17 protein-coding genes are annotated in these 16,208 nt (G+C 70.1%); 9 read left to right on the forward strand and 8 right to left on the reverse strand.

What is annotated here, in order from left to right:
• Positions 1–117: 117 nt before the first annotated feature.
• From MKL11_RS10405 to MKL11_RS10420, 4 genes are all read right to left on the reverse strand, one after another.
• Positions 118–1,179 carry an MBL fold metallo-hydrolase gene (locus MKL11_RS10405; RefSeq protein WP_243942877.1) on the reverse strand — a complete coding sequence of 354 codons (1,062 nt, stop codon included), beginning with the start codon at positions 1,177–1,179 and terminating at the stop codon, positions 118–120.
• 77 nt (positions 1,180–1,256) lie between these two features.
• Positions 1,257–1,493 carry a DUF6894 family protein gene (locus tag MKL11_RS10410; protein ID WP_092036457.1) on the reverse strand — a complete coding sequence of 79 codons (237 nt, stop codon included), beginning with the start codon at positions 1,491–1,493 and terminating at the stop codon, positions 1,257–1,259.
• Positions 1,494–1,598: 105 nt separating this feature from the next.
• Positions 1,599–2,624, reverse strand: coding sequence for an aromatic ring-hydroxylating oxygenase subunit alpha (locus MKL11_RS10415; protein ID WP_243943057.1), 1,026 nt, complete (start codon positions 2,622–2,624; stop codon positions 1,599–1,601).
• Between the two features lie 403 nt (positions 2,625–3,027).
• Positions 3,028–3,657 carry an ATPase gene (locus MKL11_RS10420; RefSeq protein WP_243942879.1) on the reverse strand — a complete coding sequence of 210 codons (630 nt, stop codon included), beginning with the start codon at positions 3,655–3,657 and terminating at the stop codon, positions 3,028–3,030.
• Positions 3,658–3,957: 300 nt separating this feature from the next.
• Between MKL11_RS10420 and MKL11_RS10425 the strand changes: the two genes are divergently transcribed.
• The 5 genes from MKL11_RS10425 to rimM are packed head-to-tail and all read left to right on the forward strand — an operon-like array spanning position 3,958 to position 7,169.
• Positions 3,958–4,170: a glutathione S-transferase gene (locus MKL11_RS10425; protein WP_243942881.1), complete on the forward strand. Its 213-nt coding sequence runs from the start codon at positions 3,958–3,960 to the stop codon at positions 4,168–4,170.
• 17 nt (positions 4,171–4,187) lie between these two features.
• On the forward strand, positions 4,188–5,762 hold the full coding sequence (gene ffh / locus MKL11_RS10430; protein ID WP_243942883.1) for a signal recognition particle protein: 1,575 nt from the start codon (positions 4,188–4,190) through the stop codon (positions 5,760–5,762).
• Complete coding sequence (locus tag MKL11_RS10435; protein ID WP_243942886.1) at positions 5,759–6,094, forward strand: chorismate mutase; 336 nt, start codon at positions 5,759–5,761, stop codon at positions 6,092–6,094. Before ffh ends, MKL11_RS10435 begins: the two co-directional genes overlap by 4 nt.
• Before the next feature lie 4 nt (positions 6,095–6,098).
• A complete protein-coding gene (gene rpsP, locus MKL11_RS10440) occupies positions 6,099–6,461 on the forward strand; it encodes a 30S ribosomal protein S16 (RefSeq protein ID WP_147896965.1) in 363 nt (120 codons plus the stop codon).
• Positions 6,462–6,473: 12 nt separating this feature from the next.
• Entirely contained in the window at positions 6,474–7,169 is a 696-nt protein-coding gene (gene rimM / locus MKL11_RS10445; protein WP_243942888.1) for a ribosome maturation factor RimM, read from the forward strand.
• 56 nt (positions 7,170–7,225) lie between these two features.
• Here the strand turns inward: rimM and MKL11_RS10450 are convergent, their stop codons facing one another.
• Entirely contained in the window at positions 7,226–7,945 is a 720-nt protein-coding gene (locus MKL11_RS10450) for a class I SAM-dependent methyltransferase (RefSeq protein WP_243942890.1), read from the reverse strand.
• A 75-nt stretch (positions 7,946–8,020) separates the two neighbouring features.
• On the opposite strand from MKL11_RS10450, the gene trmD reads away from it, so the two are divergent.
• The 3 genes from trmD to aqpZ all read left to right on the forward strand — a co-directional run bounded on the left by trmD (position 8,021) and on the right by aqpZ (position 11,581).
• Positions 8,021–8,764 (forward strand): tRNA (guanosine(37)-N1)-methyltransferase TrmD, encoded by a 744-nt coding sequence (trmD, locus tag MKL11_RS10455; protein WP_243942892.1) that lies wholly within the window; start codon positions 8,021–8,023, stop codon positions 8,762–8,764.
• Positions 8,765–9,116: 352 nt separating this feature from the next.
• Positions 9,117–10,283, forward strand: coding sequence for a phosphoserine transaminase (locus MKL11_RS10460; protein ID WP_243942894.1), 1,167 nt, complete (start codon positions 9,117–9,119; stop codon positions 10,281–10,283).
• A gap of 557 nt (positions 10,284–10,840) precedes the next feature.
• Positions 10,841–11,581, forward strand: coding sequence for an aquaporin Z (aqpZ, locus tag MKL11_RS10465; protein ID WP_243942895.1), 741 nt, complete (start codon positions 10,841–10,843; stop codon positions 11,579–11,581).
• Between the two features lie 123 nt (positions 11,582–11,704).
• On the opposite strand, the gene MKL11_RS10470 is transcribed toward aqpZ, so the two are convergent.
• From MKL11_RS10470 to tesB, 3 genes are all read right to left on the reverse strand, one after another.
• Positions 11,705–13,216: an ammonium transporter gene (locus tag MKL11_RS10470; RefSeq protein WP_243942898.1), complete on the reverse strand. Its 1,512-nt coding sequence runs from the start codon at positions 13,214–13,216 to the stop codon at positions 11,705–11,707.
• Positions 13,217–13,300: 84 nt separating this feature from the next.
• Positions 13,301–13,639 carry a P-II family nitrogen regulator gene (locus tag MKL11_RS10475; protein WP_092036434.1) on the reverse strand — a complete coding sequence of 113 codons (339 nt, stop codon included), beginning with the start codon at positions 13,637–13,639 and terminating at the stop codon, positions 13,301–13,303.
• Positions 13,640–13,940: 301 nt separating this feature from the next.
• Positions 13,941–14,840 carry an acyl-CoA thioesterase II gene (tesB, locus tag MKL11_RS10480; protein WP_243942901.1) on the reverse strand — a complete coding sequence of 300 codons (900 nt, stop codon included), beginning with the start codon at positions 14,838–14,840 and terminating at the stop codon, positions 13,941–13,943.
• 95 nt (positions 14,841–14,935) lie between these two features.
• On the opposite strand from tesB, the gene MKL11_RS10485 reads away from it, so the two are divergent.
• Complete coding sequence (locus tag MKL11_RS10485; protein WP_243942903.1) at positions 14,936–16,207, forward strand: FAD-dependent monooxygenase; 1,272 nt, start codon at positions 14,936–14,938, stop codon at positions 16,205–16,207.
• Position 16,208: the final 1 nt, after the last annotated feature.

The raw sequence follows: 16,208 nt of genomic DNA on the forward strand, positions 1-16,208 counted from the left end.
GGCAGAAGGGGCGCGCCGCCCGTCAGCGCCCTCCTCCGTCGAGAAGTACCGCCGCCGGCTGCATACGGTATCTTGCATGCATCGTGCCCAACGCCGCGGCGGCCGGTATTCCTAACCTCAGCCCGCCCAGACCTGGCCGGGCCTCAGGGCCAGGAACCGCTCGGGGGCGATGCCCTGCGCGTCCAGCGCCGCCGCCAGCGCCTCGACGGGCTGCTCGATCCCCTCGTCGGTGAGCTGGAAGGTGCCCCAATGGTGGCCGAGCGCCTGCGCGGCCCCGAGGAGCGCGAACGCCTCCACGGCCTCGGCCGGGTTCACGTGCTGCGCCTGCATGAACCAGCGCGGCTCGTAGGCGCCGATCGGCAGCGTCGCCAGGCGGGGCGCCCCGAACCGGGCGCGGATGTCGCGGAACAGGCCGCCGTCGCCGAAGCCGGTATCGCCGACATGGTAGTGGACGCCCTGGGCCGAGGTGATCACGAAGGCGCACCACAGGGCCATGCGCCGGTCCTTCACGCCGCGGGCGGACCAGTGGTTGGCCGGCACCAGGTGCACGGCGAGCCCGTCGCCGAGATCCACCGACTCGTCCCAGTCGCGGGTCTCGACATGCATCGTGTCGTCGTAGTTGCGCAGGATCGTATCGTTGCCGAACGGCGCCACGATCAGCGGCTGATGGGCCTGCCAGATCCGGGCGAGGCTCGGCCCGTCGAGATGGTCGTAGTGATTGTGGGTGATCAGCACGGCGTCGATCGGGGGCAGGTCGCCGAACGCAATCCCCGGCGGGTTGACCCGCTTGGGTCCGGCGAACCGGACCGGGCTGGCGCGCTTGGCGAAGACCGGATCGATCAGGATGTTGCGGCCGGCGACCTGCACCAGGTAGCTCGCGTGGCCGATCAGCACGACCCGCAGCGAGCCGCTGCGCTCGGGCGGGCGGTCGGCGGGAAACGGGCTCGGGTAGCTCTTGGGCCAGGGCTCGCGCTGGCGCTTCGCCTGCCAGCGCAGCACGTCCGGCAGCGACGTGTCCGTCGCCTGATCCGGCAGGAAGAACCGCAGCCCGTCGAAATGACCGGATTTCGGGCCGCGGTAATACGGGTTCTTGCCGCGGCGGTGGGCGGCATAGCCGACGCCGCCGAGCGTCATCACCGTGGCCGCACTCGCGACCGTGAGCAGGCTGCGCCGTTTCATGAAATGGGAGATGGCCGTCAAGGCGCCGTGGTCAAGCTCTCCCGGCCGCGACGGGGAGCCTCAGGGCCGCCTTGGCCTTACTCCACGGCCTCGGCCGCGAGCGACAGGCGGGCGCGGAACACCACCTTGCCGACCGTGTCGCGCACGCAGGCGACGTAATCCTGGCGCTCGACATCCGGCAGCATGTCGCGGGCGATCGCCGACATGATCCGGGTGACTTTGGCGCGGGCCGCCGGCAGGTCCGGCAGGTCGAAGCCGACCTCGTCGCGGACCGGCTGGGAACCGTCATGGAGATCGATGAAGAAGCGAGGCATCGGCGCGCAGCGTCTCATGAGTGGTAATTCGCTGATATCAGTGCGCAAATTGTGGTTAATAGAGCGTTACCTGCCTCGAATAGACGCCTATAACCGTCCTACAAATCAGGAGCGCCAGCGCAGTTCGCGCCGCTCCAGAGGGTTCTCGAACGGCCGGCCGGCACGGGCCGATTCCAGGGCCTCGCGCTTGAGCCGGAAATACCATTGCGAGGGCAGATCGCCCTGGCCGAACAGCACCATGGTCGGCTTGCGGTCGAGGCCGTCCTGGGCGTGCTGAAGCACCTGCTGGTCCTGGGTCAAGAACTGCCGCATCAGCGGCCGGGCGACGGGCTTGAGCAGGTTCAGCGCCGGCATGCTCCAGTAGAGGGCGTTGGTGAGCAGGGTGCGGTCCGGCGTCAGCGGCGTCGCGAAGGTGTAGTTGGCTACGCGCTTCGCGCCGGCGCGGATGCGCTCCAGGCGCACGCCGGGCAGCCGGAACTCGATCTCGACCTCGGGCACGCCGCCGAGCAGGCGGTAGACCGGCGAGCTCGTCGTGGTGGCGTGGCTGGTCATGACGAAGCCGTGCGGCACCGGCTGGAAGGTCTTCACCTTCTCGCGCAGCTGCTTCGAGGGTCGGAACCACCAGCTGTCATGCACGAAGGCGACATGCCCGGGATCGACCAGGCTCAAAGTGGTGAGGTCGTAGGAGGCCTCGACCACGAGTTCGACGACCAGAGAGCCCGCCGGCTCGAAATCCAGCTCCGGCACGGCAGGCACGTCACCACCAGCGGGGCCGAGATGCGGGTTGACCCAGAGGAACCCGGCGCTCTCGCAGACCGGGAAGCGCTGGACCTGGATGCGGGAGAAATCCGCGGCATCGTGCTCGGACAGGGTCGGCACGTCGCGGCAGCGCCCGTCCGTGCCGAAGCGCCAGCCGTGGAACGGGCACATCAGCGTGTCGCCGTCGAATCGCCCCTTGGACAGGGCCATGCCGCGATGCGGGCAGCGGTCGCGGAGCGCGAACGCGGTGCCGTCCGGGGCGCGGCCCAGCACGATCTGCTCGCCGTTCAGCTCCACGGCGCGAAGCCCGGTGCGGCCGATGCTGCGGGATTGGCCGACGCAGTACCACGCGTTGCCGAGGGGCTGGCGCATGGCCTCCGGATCGAGGGCGGCGTCCTCGGGCGGACGCGGCAGGGACGTGACGGGCGCGTTCAAAGGGTGTTCGGGCTGACCTCGGTGCGCCCGTCATACGCCCGGCGACCGGGGGGAGGAAGCACGGATGCAGGGAGGACAAACGGGCGCAGCCGCGGGGCTTCACAAGTGGGCAGGAGCCACCTACCTTCGCGTCACCCGCAACGAACGAAAGGAGGTGATCCAGTGTCTCATTGTCATCAGCCGTCAGTCTCGGCTTACCGGACCTGGACCGTCGCCTCCGGCGTGTCGATCTAAGACGCGTCAGAGCCCCGATTTCGGGACAGTTCCGCCAGACATGACGGTTCGGCAATGGAAGGGCCACCCTCGCGGGTGGCCCTTCGGCTTTTCAAGCCTTGAATGTTCAGCGCTTCGGCGCCTGGAACAGCGGCTGCGCCAGGGCCTCGGTCCGCGCCCGCCACAGGTCGCGCTCCTCGCGCAGGCCATCGCGCTCGGCCGCGATGGCGTGGCGCTCGGCCCGCAGCGCGTCGCGCTCGGCGACGGCCCGGTCGCGCTCGATCCGCATGTGCTCGCGCTCCTGGCGGAACCGCTCGCGCTCGCTCCGGAATTCTTCGCGCTCGGCGCGAACCTCTTCCTGCTCGGCGCGCAGATCCTCGATCGAGCCGATCTCCTCGCGGATATGCTCCCGGAGCGCCCGCATCTCCTCGGCCAGGATTGCCTGAAGCTCGTCCTGGCGCTCGGCCTCCAGCCGCAGCTTGGCCTTGAGCATCATGTTCTCGGCCATCAGTTCGGACACGTCCGCATCCTCCGCGACCGCGCCGACCCCGTCGGGCTGCGCCACCAGCCGGGGCGACCACGCCGCCTCGGCACCGCGGGGGGCCTTGATCTCCGGGGCCGCCTCGTGCGGGCGATCGTCGCCGCGCGGCTCGGCCGGGCTGTGGGTCTTCATCGTCGCGAGCCAGTCCCGCAGGGGACCGGGGGCGATGCGGCTGCCGGTCTCGTTCGGCGGGAAGGTGCGGGCGGGTTCCGACATCGGCGGTCGTCCTGAACGGGTGCTGCCCGATCAGAGTCCCAACATGCTTAACGATCCGTAAAAGTTAACGGCCGGCCGTCGTCTCAACCATGAGATGGTTCATGGGCGGGAGACCGAAAATTGACTTTTCCGGCTGTTGCCGCTACGCCCCGCGCCTCCGATCCGTAGCAGATCGTCACGACACGAAGCCGCCCGGCCCATGAGGCCGGAGGTCAACGCCCGACAGCGCGTCCGCGCCCTCGGGCGCGATCTGTGTTGGGCCGATCCGCTGCGTCGGGATCCGCCGGTCGAGGCTTTCGCATGACCCGAGACGATTTGAACATCGCGGACGCGATCAACGAGACCTGTCCCTGGTCGGGCAAGCCGATCTCGGCCGATTCGCTGACACTCTATAGCGGCGCGGTGGTCGGGTTCTGCAATCCGGATTGCCGGGACAAGTTCGCGAGCGCCGTGCGCAGCTTCGAGGCAGCCCTCCAGGCGCGCCGCGTCGAGCGCGCCGGCCTCGAGCAGTAAGCGCGGGTCCGAAAACCATGTTCGAAGGCCTGTCCGACCGCCTCTCCGGCATCCTCTCGGGGCTCACCCGCCGGGGCGCCCTGACCGAAGCCGACGTCACCGCGGCGATGCGCGAGGTCCGCCGCGCCCTGCTGGAGGCCGACGTGGCCCTGGAGGTCGTGCGCGGCTTCACCGACCGGGTGAAGGAGAAGGCGGTCGGCGCCGTCGTGCTCAAGTCGGTCACCCCCGGCCAGATGGTCGTCAAGATCGTCAACGACGAGCTGGTGGCGATGCTCGGCACCGATGCCGAGGTGATCGATCTCAATGCGCCTGCCCCGGTGCCGATCCTGATGGTCGGCCTCCAGGGCTCGGGCAAGACCACCACCACCGCCAAGATCGCCCGGCGCCTGTCCGAGCGTGAGAAGCGGCGGGTGCTGCTCGCCTCCCTCGACACCCGCCGCCCGGCCGCCATGGAGCAACTCGCGGTGCTGGCCAAGCAGGTCGGCGTCGAGAGCCTGCCGATCGTGGCCGGCCAGTCGGCGGTGCAGATCGCCAAGCGCGCCATGGAGGCCGCCCGGCTCGGCGGCTTCGACGTGGTGATGCTCGACACCGCCGGCCGGACCACGGTCGACGAGGCCCTGATGGTCGAGGCGGCCGAGGTGAAGGCCGCGACCCGGCCGCATGAGGTGCTGCTGGTCGCCGACGCGCTGACCGGCCAGGACGCGGTCAACACCGCCCGCGCCTTCGACGAGCGGCTCGGCGTCACCGGCATCGTGCTCACCCGCATGGACGGCGATTCCCGCGGCGGCGCGGCGCTGTCGATGCGCGCCGTCACCGGCAAGCCGATCAAGCTCGTCGGCACCGGCGAGAAGGTCGACGCGCTGGAGGAGTTCCATCCGTCCCGCGTCGCCAACCGCATTCTCGGCATGGGCGACATCGTCTCCCTCGTCGAGAAGGCCGCCGAGACCATCGACCACGAGCAGGCGCTCCGCACCGCGGAGAAGATGCGCAAGGGCAAGTTCGACTTGGAGGATCTCTCCATGCAACTCGCCCAGATGGAGAAGATGGGCGGCATCGGCGGCCTGATGGGCATGCTGCCCGGCATGGGCGCGATGAAGAAGCAGGTCGAGGGCGCCAATCTCGACGAGAAGATGTTCAAGCGTCAGCGGGCGATCATCTCGTCGATGACTCCGCACGAGCGCAAGAACCCGGACCTGCTGAAGAATTCCCGCAAGAAGCGCATCGCGGCGGGCTCGGGCGTCGACGTCTCGGAGATCAACAAGCTCCTGAAGATGCACCGGACCATGGCCGACATGATGAAGGCGATGGGCTCGGGCAAGCGCGGCATCGGGCAGGCGCTTGGCTCGATGTTCGGGCTTGGCGGCGGAGGCGGGATGCCGGGTGGGATGCCGGGCTTGCCGCCTGGAATGCCCGAGCCGACCCCGGAGCAGATCGCCCAGCTCGAAAAACAGTTCGGTGGCAAGCTGCCGCCGATGCCGCCGGGCCTGGGCGGGGGCGGTCTGGGCGGTATGCCGAAGATGCCGGGGCTTCCAGGCCTCGGCGGTCCGAAGCTGCCCGGACTCGGCGGCTTCATGCCGGGGAAGAAGAAATGAGCGTGCTGGCGGCCCAGGCGGTCGATCCCGAACTCGCGCGCCTGCGCGACAGCATCGACAATTTCGATGCGGCGCTGATCCATCTGCTCGCCGAGCGCTTCCGCTGCACGCAGCGGGTCGGCGAGCTCAAGGCCCGAAAGGGGATCCCCCCTTCCGATCCGGACCGGGAGGCGCGTCAGGTCGCCCGGCTCCGCAAGCTCGCGGTCGACGCCAAGCTCGACCCCGATTTCGCCGAGAAGTTCCTGGCCTTCGTGGTCAAGGAAGTCATCCGGCACCACCAGACGATCGCGGCCAACCATGCGCCGTCGGTCGAAGAACAGAGAAAGTCTTAAACCAATGGCCCTGAAGATCCGTCTCACCCGTGGCGGCGCCAAGAAGCGTCCGTACTACCGCATCGTCGTCGCCGACGCCCGCGCCCCCCGCGACGGCCGCTTCATCGACAAGGTCGGCGCCTACGACCCGATGAAGCCCAAGGACGATCCGGCCCGGATCCAGCTCGACGCCGAGAAGATCCAGGGCTGGCTCGCCAAGGGCGCGCAGCCGACCGATCGGGTCCTGCGCTTCCTCGACCAGGCCGGCCTCGCCAAGCGCCCGACCCGCAACAACCCGCAGAAGGCCGAGCCCGGCGAGAAGGCCAAGGAGCGCGCGACCAAGCGCGCCGAGAAGGCCGCGGCGCCCGCCGAGGACGCCGCCGCGTAAGGCGGCCTGGCCATGGCGCGCCGCCCCGCAGGTTCATTCTCCCGCGACGGCGGTCGCCGCGGCCGCGCCGGCACGGCGATCGGTGCCATCGCGCCCGAAGCCGCGACATCGCCCAAGGCACCGGCCCCGAAGCCGGTGGCGCCGCCCGTGCCGCCCGATCCGAACCTCGTCCTCCTGGGCGAGTTCGGGCGCGCGCACGGGCTCAACGGCGAGGTCCGGCTCAAATCCTACACCGGCGATCCGTTGGCGATCGCCGGCTACGGCCCGCTCCTGACGTCGGATGGGCGCACGCTGACCTTGTCTGGCGTGCGGACCGCCCCCGGCTCGTCCCCCGACATGCTGATCGCCCGGGTCAAGGATATCGGCAGCCGCAGCGCCGCCGAGACACTCAACCGCATCGCCCTGTTCATCCCCCGCGACCGCTTGGCGGAACCCGAGGATGACGACGAGGTCTACGCCGCCGACCTGATCGGCGCCACCGCTTTGGACGAGGCCGGCATCGTCGTCGGCACGGTCGTCGCGGTGCCCAATTTCGGTGGCGGCGACCTGCTCGAACTCCGCCCCGCCGCGGGCGGCGCCACGGCGTTGCTGCCTTTCACCAAGGCGTTCGTGCCGGTGCTGGATCTCCCGCAGCGGCGTGTGACCGTGGTGCTGCCGGAGGATTTCTTCGCACCGGTGGGCGAGAAGCCCGCCGACGATCCGGGCTGAGATTTTTTTGGACCTCACACGCCTGCACCGTGGCCTGACCGCGCGATCCGAGCCGGTCAGCGCGGCGTCGCCGCATCCCGGCACGGGCGGATCGAGTCCGGGCGCGGCCTCGCCTCCGGCGCCGGCGCCGCGAAGATCGCCAGATAGGCGCCGCCGCTTAGAGATTGGAACCCGATCTCGCGAAAACCGGCGGCGGCGAGCTCGCAGCGGAGCAGCGCCGGCGGGGTGCCGTGGCGCGAGGGGATATCGTCGGCGTCGACGATGCCGACCCGCCCGCCCGGGCGCATCGCCGGTGCGAGGTTGTGCAGAAGACCGAAGGGCTGGGCGATCTCGTGGTACATGTGCACGAGGATCGCGGCATCGACCGAGGCCGGGGGCAGGCGCGGATCGTGGGGCTCGCCCCGCACCACGGTGACGTTGTCGAGCCCCTTCACCCGCCGCTCCAGGCTCGCCAGATAGGCGGGGGTCACGTCCTCGGCGAGGACCTTGCCGTTCGGCCCCACCCGGGGGCTCAGGCGCACCACGTAGTAGCCGCTGCCGGCGCCGATATCGGCCACGGTCTCGCCTGGGGCGATGCCCATCCCGCGGGCGACCGCATCGAACTCGCCGGCTCTGTCCCGCGCGGCCTCCGAGGACCATTGCGGCGCCACGATCTCGGCCACCGGCCGGTCGGGCTTCGGGAACGCGCCCGCGGGCGCGCCCGGAGGCGCCAGAGGGCCCGCCGCGAGGGCTGGTCCCGCCAGCAAGACGGTTAAGAGGAGCGTGCGCCGGATCATGGCCGACAACCCGCCGCGGGGCCGAACGGTGCCCGGGCCGTTGACCGTGCCGCACCCCGCGCGCGATCAAGCGCCATGACGCGCGCGGAAACGCCCTGGCGGGCCACGATCCTCACCCTCTACCCGGAGATGTTCCCGGGGCCGCTGGGCGTATCGCTGTCCGGCGACGCGCTCACCCGGGGCGACTGGAGCCTGGAGGCGCGCAACATCCGCGAGCACGGGCTCGGCCGCCACCGCTCGGTGGACGACACCCCGGCCGGCGGCGGCGCCGGGATGGTGCTGCGCTGCGACGTGCTCGCCGCTGCCATCGACGCCGCGACCGAAGCGGATGATCCGCGGCCCCGGCTGCTGATGTCCCCCCGCGGCCGGCCGCTGAGCCAGGCCCGGGTGCGGGCGCTCGCCGCCGGCCCGGGGGCGCTGATCGTCTGCGGCCGGTTCGAGGGCGTCGACGAGCGCGTCATCGCCGGCCGCGCCCTGGAGGAGGTCTCGATCGGCGATTACGTGCTCTCCGGGGGCGAGATCGCCGCCCTGGTGGTGCTCGACGCCTGCGTCCGGCTCCTGCCCGGGGTGATGGGCAAGGCGCAATCGGGCGACGAGGAAAGCTTCGAGGGCGGGCTTCTCGAATATCCCCACTACACCCGGCCCCGCGACTGGGAGGGCCGGCCGATCCCGGAGGTGCTGTCGGGCGGGAATCACGGGGCCATCGCCCGGTGGCGCCGCGCGGAAGCCGAGCGGATCACCGCCCAGCGGCGCCCGGACCTTCAGGTAGGCTCCAATCAGGCGGGCTCCAAGTCGATGACCGGCCCGTCGCACTCGTAATCCAGAGGATCGAGTTGCAGCGGCTGGGCGGCGGGACGCCCGAGCCGGCCCGCAACGGCGAAGCGGGCCGTTAACGCGCCGATAACCATAAGTAAAACTGACCAGATCGACAGTAGTACAGCGCTGTGGAAAGACATCAGCGTACCTCGAACGCGACACGGCACGGCATTAAGGCTAATGCGCCAAGCTTAATCGACGGTTCCGTGGACCCGAACAGCCTGTCCCGGCGAGGGGCACGCGCCGAAGACTGCAGCCCGGGCAAGCGCTTGCCAGACGCCGGGATTGGGCGCATCCCCGGCCCGGGACACTCCTCCCCGCCGAGGAGCGCCCATCTGCAAGGATGGATCCGACGATGAGCCGACCCGACAGGCGCCCGCGCGTTCCCCATTTCTCGTCCGGCCCCTGTGCCAAGCGCCCGGGCTGGACTCCGGCCGCCCTGGCCGACGCCGCGCTCGGCCGGTCGCATCGCTCGGCTCTCGGCAAGGCCAAGCTCGGCCGGGCGATCGACCTGACCCGCTCGGTGCTGCAGGTGCCCGCCGATTACCGGATCGGCATCGTGCCGGCCTCCGACACCGGCGCCGTCGAGATGGCGATGTGGACCCTGCTCGGGCCGCGTCCCGTGGAGGTCGCGGCTTGGGAAGCGTTCGGCAAGGAGTGGGTCACCGACGCCCTGAAGCAGCTCAAGATCGCGCCCAGGATTCATCAGACGCCCTACGGCGTGCTGCCGGATCTGTCGGCGATCGACACGAAGACCAACGACGTGGTCTTCACCTGGAACGGCACCGCCGCCGGCGTGAAGGTCCCGAACGGCGACTGGATCGCCGCCGACCGCGCCGGCCTGACGATCTGCGACGCCACCTCGGCGGCCTTCGCGCAGCCCCTCCCCTGGGACAAGCTCGATGTCGTCACCTTCTCCTGGCAGAAGGTGATGGGCGGCGAGGCCGCGCACGGCATGCTGGTGCTCTCGCCCCGGGCGGTCGAGCGGCTGGAAAGCCATGTCCCGGCCTGGCCGCTGCCGAAGGTGTTCCGGCTCGCCAAGGACGGCAAGCTGATCGAGGGCATCTTCAAGGGCGACACGATCAACACGCCCTCGATGCTGGCCGTGGAGGATTACCTCGACACCCTGGACTGGGCGGTGCGGATCGGCGGCCTGCCGGCGCTCCACGCCCGGGCCGACGCCAACGCCAAGGCGATCTACGACTGGGTCGCCCGGACGCCCTGGATCGCGCCGCTGGCGGTCGATCCCGCGACCTACTCGAACACCGGCGTGTGCCTGGTGATCGCCGACCCGGACGTGCTCGCCCGCGGCGACGCCGCGGTGGCGGCCCTGGCCTCGGGCATCGTCGAGCGCCTCGACCGCGAGGGCGTCGCCCTCGACGTCGGCGCCTACCGCGACGCCCCGGCCGGCCTGCGGATCTGGTGCGGCGCCACCGTGGAGACCGCCGATCTCGAGGCGCTGACACCCTGGCTGGACTGGGCGTTCGCGGAGGAAAAGGCGGCCCTGAGCCGGGCGGCGTAGCGCGACTCGGCCGGGTCTCTCCGACGAATCCGCCTCATCATGAGGGGCCCGCGTAAGCGGACCTCGAAAGAGCCATCCGCGAGCGGCTGCGGTCGCGGGATCGGGACGTGCGCCGGGGAGGTGCCGTAGCCCGTCCCAGCCTCGCGCGCGGAGTGATCCGGCCCGAAGCCGTGTCGGACGTGCCCTGAGGGGCGTCCCCCGAGCCCAAGTCCAGACCAGCCCCGGCCCAGACGGAGCCGGGGTTTCCCGCGCCTGCGATGCGGCCCCGCGTAGTCCGGGCCGCCGGGCGGAGCCAGCCTACGATCGCGGCACGACCTGCTGCTGAAGGGCCGTGCGGCAACCTCAGCAAGGACTCGACCCCTCTGAGGATGCCGAGCCCCTATCGATCGCGCGGGCGAGCCCGTGCGGCTTGAATTGATATTCAATTCATGCAGTATTTAATTGTATCTGGGTCGAATATTGCGGCCAAGATAAAAATACCGCGTCGCTTCAGGCGAAGACCCTCGATCTTATACTTTGCGATCGGCCCGAAAACTCAGCCCTCGAAAGGTTCGGACATGGATCACGACACGATGCGCAGGGCGACCGCCGAGCTGTTCGGCACCTTCTGGCTGACCTTCGGGGGATGCGGTGCGGCGGTCCTGTCGGCGGCCTTTCCGGAACTCGGCATCGGCTTCCTCGGCGTCGCCTTCGCGTTCGGCCTCACGGTGCTGACTATGGCCTACGCGGTCGGGCATATCTCGGGCGGGCATTTCAACCCGGCCGTGACGCTCGGCCTGTGGTCGGCGCGGCGGTGCGCGAACCGGCACGTGCTGCCCTACATCGCCGCCCAGGTGATCGGCGCGATCCTGGCGGCGGGCGTGCTCTACGCGATCGCGTCGGGAAAGCCGGGATGGATCCCGAACGGCTTCGCCGCGAACGGGTACGGCGATCTCAGCCCCGGCAAGTACAGCCTCACGGCGTGCCTGATCACCGAATTCCTGACGACGTTCTTCTTCGTCTTCATCATCGTCGGCACGACCTCGAAGGGTGCGGCCGCCGGCTTTGCCGGCATCCCCATCGGTTTCGCGCTGGTGCTGATCCACCTGATCTCGATCCCGGTGACCAACACCTCGGTCAATCCGGCGCGCAGCACGGGGCCGGCCCTGATCGCCGGCGGCGCCTACGTCACGCAGCTCTGGCTGTTCTGGCTGGCGCCGATCCTCGGGGCCATGACCGCCGGAGCGATGGGGCGGTGGTTCTACGAGCCCGCCGACGTGGTCGAGACGCGTGTGGTCGAGAAACGCGCCGTGGCGTGAGGTCTCTGCGGCGCGACCACCGGGAACGCCGCCTCGGGCATCCGACATGAAAAACCCCGGCCCACACGGAGCCGGGGTTTTCCTTTGGTCAAGACGGGCCCCGCAGGGCGGCGCCGGTCGCTCTCAGTAGTTGTAGGCGCGCTCGCCGTGGTCGGCGATGTCGAGGCCCTCGCGCTCTTCTTCCTGGGTCACCCGCAGGCCGATCGTCAGGTCGACGAGCTTGTACAGGATCGCCGAGCCGATGCCCGACCACAGGAGCGTCAGACCGACCGCTTCAGCCTGGATGATGAGCTGGCTCATCATGTCGTAGGCACCGACCGCCAGCTCGCCCGGCTTCGAGGTGTAGTCGGGGATGCCGACGCCGCCGAGGTTGGGATCGACCAGGATGCCGGTCGCCAGGGCGCCCAGGATGCCGCCGATGCAGTGGACGCCGAACACGTCGAGGGAGTCGTCGTAGCCGAGCGCGTTCTTCACGGTGGAGCACATCACGAAGCAGACCACGCCGGCCACGAGGCCGAGCACGATCGAGCCCATCGGGCCGGCAAAGCCCGAGGCCGGGGTGACGGCCACGAGGCCGGCGACCGCGCCCGAGAGCATGCCGAGCAGCGACGGCTTGCCCTTGAGCGCCCACTCGGCGAACAGCCACGCCACCGCGGCGCCGCAGGTCGCCACGAAGGTGTTGAGCATCGCCAGCGCGGCGGTGCCGTTGGACTCCAGGTTCGAGCCGGCGTTGAAGCCGAACCAGCCGACCCACAGCAGCGAGGCGCCGATCATGGTCATGGTCAGCGAGTGCGGGGCGAGCAGGTCGCGGCCGTAGCCGATGCGCTTGCCCATGATCAGGCAGCCGACGAAGCCGGCGATGCCCGCGTTGATGTGCACCACGGTGCCGCCCGCGAAGTCGAGGGCGCCCTTCTGGAAGAGGAAGCCCGCATCCTTGTTGACCGCGTCCAGCGCCGCCTGGGCGGTCGCCTTCGAGGCGTCGTCGGTGGCGGCAGCGAGCGCCTTGGCAGCGTTGCCGACGGCATCCGGCCCGGCCCAGTACCAGACCATGTGGGCCATCGGGAAGTAGATGACCGTGACCCAGAGGATCGTGAAGACCACGAGCGCCGAGAACTTCATCCGCTCGGCGAAGGCGCCGACGATCAGGGCGGGCGTGATCATCGCGAACGTCATCTGGAAGCAGAGGTAGGCGTATTCGGGGATCACGACGCCGTTGGAGAAGGTCGCCACCGTCGAGTTCGCGTCGATGCCCTTCAGGAACGCCTTCGACAGGCCGCCGACGAAGTCGTTGATGCCGCCGCCGTTGGTGAAGGCGAGGCTGTAGCCGTAGAACACCCACAGCAGGCCGACGATCGACACGATCGCGAACACCTGGGTCAGCACCGAGAGCATGTTCTTGGTGCGCACGAGGCCGCCGTAGAACAGGGCCAGGCCCGGCACGCTCATCATGAGCACCAGCGCCGAGGAGATCATCATCCAGGCCGTGTCGCCCTTGTTGGGCAGCGGCGCGGCAGCGGCGGCCGGGGCCGCGGTGGCGGCTTCCGGTACCGGGGTCTGCGCGAGAGAGGGCTCGATCAAGAGGGCGGCGAGCGCCGCTCCTCCCAATCCGAGCATGAGGGCATTACGAACTTTCATGGACAGGTGGCTCCCGGTCGCGATTCGTTGAGCGTTGCGTAAGGGTGGAGGCTATCGGCGGGCCCGGACGTGCCGGGCCGCGGCTCAGAGGGCGTCGGCGTCGGTCTCGCCGGTCCGGATGCGCACCGCCTTCTCGAGGGGCAGCACGAAGATCTTGCCGTCGCCGATCTGGCCGGTGCGCGCCGCGCCCGCGATGGCATCGATGACGCTGGAGGTCAGGTCGGAGGCGACCGCGACCTCGATCTTGAGCTTCGGCAGGAAGCTCACCGCATATTCCGCGCCCCGGTAGATCTCGGTGTGACCCTTCTGGCGGCCGTAGCCCTTCACTTCCGTCACCGTCAGCCCGTGGACGCCGATTCCGGTGAGCGCGTCGCGCACCTCCTCCAGCTTGAACGGCTTGATGATGGCCATCACGATCTTCATGGGCGGCGCCCCCTTACAGAGTCCTTGGAAACCGATGCCGTCGCACGAGTTGCGCGGCGACCCGGCCCGGGTCGCCCGCTGAGCCGGGCTGGCCCGCGGTTGAGCGGGACTATTCAAGGACTATGCCACCCAAGCTCGGCGGGGAACATTTCAGCCGGACGCAGTTATGCCCAGCAAATAGCCGGATCGGATCAGGCTAGAGGCAGAGACTTTGCTCTGTCCGCTCAATAAGCGGGCAATCGCTGCAAAAGTATGCGTTTTTTGCCGTTGCATTTCTGCAACGCACGCTGGCGAAGACGTTTTAATCCCTGTGTGGCCGAATCAAACCCTCCTGCGCCACCGAGGCGACGAGGTTGCCGGCGCGGTCGAAGATCTGGCCGCGGGCGAAGCCCCGGGCGCCGCCTGCGGCCGGACTGTCCTGGGCGTAGAGCAGCCACTCGTCGATCCGGACCGGCTGATGGAACCAAAGGGCGTGGTCGAGGCTCGCCGCCTGGATGGTGGGATCGAACACCGAGCTGGCATGCGGAATCAGCGACACGTCCAGCAGGGTCATGTCGGAGGCGTAGGCCAGCACTGCCCGGTGCAGGGCCGGATCGTCGGGCAGGGATGAGGCCGCGCGCAGCCAGACATTGAACACCGGCTCAGGCGGCGCACCGCCCTTGCGGCGGGCGGTGTAGCGGTCGAGGTCGACCGGGCGCAGCTCGATCGGGCGCTCCCGGCCGAAATAGGCGGCGACCGCCTCGGGCATCCCGGCGGCGCCGGAGGCCGCCAGAGCCTTGCCGTCGAGGAGGCCGTCCGGCCCCGCGACATCGGGCATGGCCGGCTGGTGCTCGAACCCACCCTCGGACACCTGATAGGAGATCGTGGTGGCGAAGATCGCCCGCCCGTGCTGGATCGCCTTGACCCGCCTTGTGGTGAAGCTGCGCCCGTCGCGGATGCGCTCGACCTCGTAGACGATCGGCGCGCGGGGATCGCCCGGGAGCATGAAATAGGCGTGGAGCGAATGGGCCGGCCGGTCGTCCGGCACCGTGCGGGTGGCGGCCACCAGGGCCTGGGCCACCACCTGGCCTCCGAACACCCGGCGCCAGCCGGTCTTGGGGTTCTGGCCCCGGAACAGGTCGACCTCGAGTCGCTCCAAGTCGAGGATGGCGATGAGCTCGGCGACCGCGTCGGTCATCGCGTCGGTGGTGGCGTCGGTCATGAGTCGCGGGGTTTCCGTTCGTCGTCCAAACGCGACATAGGCCTTTCGGGCGGAGCGATCCACGCGCTCGGCCCCCAGATCGGAGATCCGTGACGATGACGGCCCAGACGCCCCGCCCCGGCAGCCGCAGCCTCCTGATCGCCGGCGGCGGCCTCGCCAGCCTCGCTTTGGCCTTCGCACTCAAGCAGGCCCACGGGCCGGCTCTGGCCGTGACGGTGATCGACCCCCACGGCGCCGATCCCGCCCGGCACCGCGGCCGCGCCTACGCGCTGGCCGCCGGCGGCCGGCGGATGCTGGCGCAGCTCGGGCTCTGGGACAAAATCTCGGCCGTCGCCGAGCCGATCGCCGAGATGGTAATCTCGGACAGCCGGATCGCCGACCCGGTGCGGCCGGTCTTCCTGACCTTCGGGCGGGAGGAGGAGGATCAGGCGGATCGCGCGGTCGGCGAGCCCTTCGCCCACATGGTCGAAGCCGAGCCCCTGGCCACGGCCCTGGCCGAGGCCTGCCGGGCGACGGGCGTCGAGATCGTCACCGGGAGTGTGGTGCGGGCGGTGCCGGAGGGCGCGGCGATCCGGGCGGAGTTGACCAAGGGCGCGACCCTCAAGGCCGACCTGCTGGTGGCCGCCGACGGGGCGCGCTCGCGTCTGCGCGAGGCGGCACGGATCGGCTGGGTCGGCTGGTCCTATCCGCAGGTCGGCATCGTCGCCACGATCGGGCATGCGCGGCCCCATCAGGGCCGCGCCTTCGAGCATTTCCTGCCCGCCGGCCCGTTCGCGATCCTGCCCCTGCGCGACGGCGGGTCGCTGGGCCACCGCTCCTCGATCGTCTGGACCGAGCGGGCCGACGCAGCCGACGCGCTACTCTCGGGAGAGCCCGACGAGGTGCTGGCCGAGATCGAGCGCCGGTTCACCCTGGATCTGGGCCAGCTAGCCCTGGAGCACGGCCCGAGCCGGCACCCGCTCGCCTTCGGCATCGCCCGGGCGTTCCGGGCGGAGCGGCTGGCCCTGCTCGGCGATTCCGCCCACGTCATCCACCCGATCGCCGGCCAGGGCCTCAATCTCGGGCTGGCCGATGCCGCGGCGCTGGCGGAAGCCGTGACCGGGGCGCTCCGCCTCGGCCTCGACCCGGGCAGCCCGGACGTGCTGCGGGCCTACGAGCGCGCCCGCCGGTTCGACAGCTTCGCCATGGCGGCGGCCACCGACGGGCTGAACCGGCTGTTCTCCAACGACGCCTTGCCGCTGCGGCTCGCCCGCGATCTCGGTCTCGGGATCGTCGACCGGCTGCCCGGCCTCAAGCGGTTCTTCATCGGCGAGGCCGCGGCCTCCCGGGGCACCCGGCCCCGGCTGATGCGCGGGGAGGCTTTGTGAA

Source organism: Methylobacterium sp. J-077 (assembly GCF_022829365.1).
Taxonomy (GTDB): Bacteria; Pseudomonadota; Alphaproteobacteria; order Rhizobiales; family Beijerinckiaceae; genus Methylobacterium.

What these genes read in the sequence shown, in the direction of transcription:
- MKL11_RS10405 (WP_243942877.1), bottom strand. Translation starts at nt 1,179, where the DNA reads ATGAAACGGCGCAGCCTGCTCACGGTCGCGAGTGCGGCCACGGTGATG.
- MKL11_RS10410 (WP_092036457.1), bottom strand. Translation starts at nt 1,493, where the DNA reads ATGCCTCGCTTCTTCATCGATCTCCATGACGGTTCCCAGCCGGTCCGC.
- MKL11_RS10415 (WP_243943057.1), bottom strand. Translation starts at nt 2,624, where the DNA reads ATGCGCCAGCCCCTCGGCAACGCGTGGTACTGCGTCGGCCAATCCCGC.
- MKL11_RS10420 (WP_243942879.1), bottom strand. Translation starts at nt 3,657, where the DNA reads ATGTCGGAACCCGCCCGCACCTTCCCGCCGAACGAGACCGGCAGCCGC.
- MKL11_RS10425 (WP_243942881.1), top strand. Translation starts at nt 3,958, where the DNA reads ATGACCCGAGACGATTTGAACATCGCGGACGCGATCAACGAGACCTGT.
- ffh (WP_243942883.1), top strand. Translation starts at nt 4,188, where the DNA reads ATGTTCGAAGGCCTGTCCGACCGCCTCTCCGGCATCCTCTCGGGGCTC.
- MKL11_RS10435 (WP_243942886.1), top strand. Translation starts at nt 5,759, where the DNA reads ATGAGCGTGCTGGCGGCCCAGGCGGTCGATCCCGAACTCGCGCGCCTG.
- rpsP (WP_147896965.1), top strand. Translation starts at nt 6,099, where the DNA reads ATGGCCCTGAAGATCCGTCTCACCCGTGGCGGCGCCAAGAAGCGTCCG.
- rimM (WP_243942888.1), top strand. Translation starts at nt 6,474, where the DNA reads ATGGCGCGCCGCCCCGCAGGTTCATTCTCCCGCGACGGCGGTCGCCGC.
- MKL11_RS10450 (WP_243942890.1), bottom strand. Translation starts at nt 7,945, where the DNA reads ATGATCCGGCGCACGCTCCTCTTAACCGTCTTGCTGGCGGGACCAGCC.
- trmD (WP_243942892.1), top strand. Translation starts at nt 8,021, where the DNA reads ATGACGCGCGCGGAAACGCCCTGGCGGGCCACGATCCTCACCCTCTAC.
- MKL11_RS10460 (WP_243942894.1), top strand. Translation starts at nt 9,117, where the DNA reads ATGAGCCGACCCGACAGGCGCCCGCGCGTTCCCCATTTCTCGTCCGGC.
- aqpZ (WP_243942895.1), top strand. Translation starts at nt 10,841, where the DNA reads ATGGATCACGACACGATGCGCAGGGCGACCGCCGAGCTGTTCGGCACC.
- MKL11_RS10470 (WP_243942898.1), bottom strand. Translation starts at nt 13,216, where the DNA reads ATGAAAGTTCGTAATGCCCTCATGCTCGGATTGGGAGGAGCGGCGCTC.
- MKL11_RS10475 (WP_092036434.1), bottom strand. Translation starts at nt 13,639, where the DNA reads ATGAAGATCGTGATGGCCATCATCAAGCCGTTCAAGCTGGAGGAGGTG.
- tesB (WP_243942901.1), bottom strand. Translation starts at nt 14,840, where the DNA reads ATGACCGACGCCACCACCGACGCGATGACCGACGCGGTCGCCGAGCTC.
- MKL11_RS10485 (WP_243942903.1), top strand. Translation starts at nt 14,936, where the DNA reads ATGACGGCCCAGACGCCCCGCCCCGGCAGCCGCAGCCTCCTGATCGCC.